This is a genomic window from Mycobacterium kyorinense (assembly GCF_002101735.1).
In the GTDB taxonomy this organism is placed as follows: domain Bacteria; phylum Actinomycetota; class Actinomycetes; order Mycobacteriales; family Mycobacteriaceae; genus Mycobacterium; species Mycobacterium kyorinense.
The window spans coordinates 1-1821 of sequence record NZ_LQPE01000121.1 but is presented as its reverse complement, the minus strand read 5'-3'; the positions used below and the strand labels follow the sequence as shown (position 1 = coordinate 1821).

Below are 1821 nucleotides of genomic sequence, written 5' to 3'. Positions count from 1 at the left end.
CAGACATGTTGGTGATCTTCGGCATCACCGGTGATTTGGCCCGCAAGATGACTTTTCGGGCGTTGTATCGCTTGGAGCGTCGCAAGGCGCTGGGTTGCCCGATTTTGGGGGTGGCCAGCGACGACATCTCGAAAGACGAGCTGGTCAAGCGGGCGCGCAAGGCCATCGTCGACAGCGGCGAGAAGTTGGACGACGCGGTGTTCGACCGGCTCGCCGACCGGCTGTCTTATCTGCACGGCGACGTCACTGACTCGGCGCTGTATGAGGCGCTGGCCGAGCGGATCGGCTCGGATCGCCAGTGTCTGTTCTACCTGGAGATGCCGCCGTCGCTGTTTGCCCCGATTGTCGAGAACCTGGGCGCAGCCGGGCTGTTGAAGCGGTCGCGGGTCGCGGTGGAAAAGCCATTCGGCCATGACCTCGACTCGGCGCGCGAACTCAACAGCCGGCTGCGGGAAGTCCTCGACGAGGAGCAGATCCTGCGGGTGGATCACTTCCTGGGTAAGCAGCCCGTTGTCGAGCTGGAGTATCTGAGGTTCGCCAACACGACCCTGGCCGAGTTGTGGGACCGCCGCAGCATCGCCGAGGTCCACATCACGATGGCCGAGAATTTCGGTGTCGAGGATCGGGGCAAGTTCTACGACGCCGTCGGCACGTTGCGCGACGTCGTGCAGAACCATCTGCTGCAGGTCCTCGCACTGGTCGCGATGGAGCCGCCGGTCGGTCCCAGCGCTGATGACCTCAACGACAAGAAGGCGGAGGTGTTTCGCGCGATGCCGGCGCTGGACCCACAGCACTATGTGCGGGGCCAGTATCGGGGCTATACCGACATCGACGGCGTGGCCAAGGATTCCCAGACCGAGACGTTCGTGGCGCTGCGGATGGAGATCGACAACTGGCGTTGGGCCGGGGTTCCGATTTTCCTGCGGGCTGGTAAGTCGTTGCCCGAGAAGGTAACCGAGGTTCGATTGTTCACTCGTCGGGTGCCGGCGTTGGCGTTTATGCCCAAGCGGGAGCGGGCGTCGCGCAATCAGATCGTGCTGCGTGTGGACCCCGACCCCGGGATGCGGTTGCAGTTGGTGGCCAAAGACGGTGACTCCTCGTGGCGCGACGTGCATCTGGACTCGTTGTTCGCTGCTGAATTGGGAGAGCCGTTGCAGCCGTATGAGCGACTGCTGTCCGCCGGGCTGAGCGGCGATCGCCAGTTGTTCGCCCGCGAGGACAGCATCGAAGAGACGTGGCGGATCGTGGCCCCGCTGCTGGACAATCCCGGCGATGTCCACGAATACGAGCCCGGCTCGTGGGGGCCCGACGCCGCGCGGTCGCTGCTGCGGGGTCATCACGGTTGGGAAGAGCCCTGGATGCCGAACAACCACGCGTCGAGGTAAGGAGAACTCACGACATGCAGCTAGGAATGATCGGCCTTGGCCGGATGGGCGCGAACATCGTCCGGCGCGTGGTCAAAGACGGGCACGAATGTGTGGTGTACGACCGCAATCCGGACGCCGTCAAGGCGATGGCCGGCGAAGAGAACGTCACCGGGGTGTCGTCGTACTCCGAGCTGGCCGAGAAGCTCGACGCCCCGCGGTTGGTGTGGGTGATGGTGCCGGCGGGAGACATCACCACCGGGGTGATCGAGGAGCTGGCCAAGACACTCGACAAGGACGACATCGTGATCGACGGCGGCAACTCCTACTACCGCGACGACATCAAGCACGCGAAGATGTTGGCGGAGAAGGGGATTCGTCTACTGGACTGCGGCACCAGCGGCGGCGTGTGGGGCCGGGAACGCGGTTATTGTCTGATGATCGGCGGCGACGACGA

General features: G+C 64.1%; 2 protein-coding genes. Both read left to right on the top strand.

All coding sequences use genetic code 11. The annotated features are described in order from the left end of the window. Positions 1–1385: glucose-6-phosphate dehydrogenase (locus tag AWC14_RS14620; RefSeq protein WP_057003195.1), on the top strand; the 1385-nt coding region annotated here is incomplete at its 5' end. Beyond that, a partial coding sequence (locus AWC14_RS14615; protein WP_249026332.1) for an NAD(P)-binding domain-containing protein occupies positions 1355–1821 on the top strand: 467 nt, incomplete at its 3' end. The genes AWC14_RS14620 and AWC14_RS14615, both read left to right, overlap by 31 nt.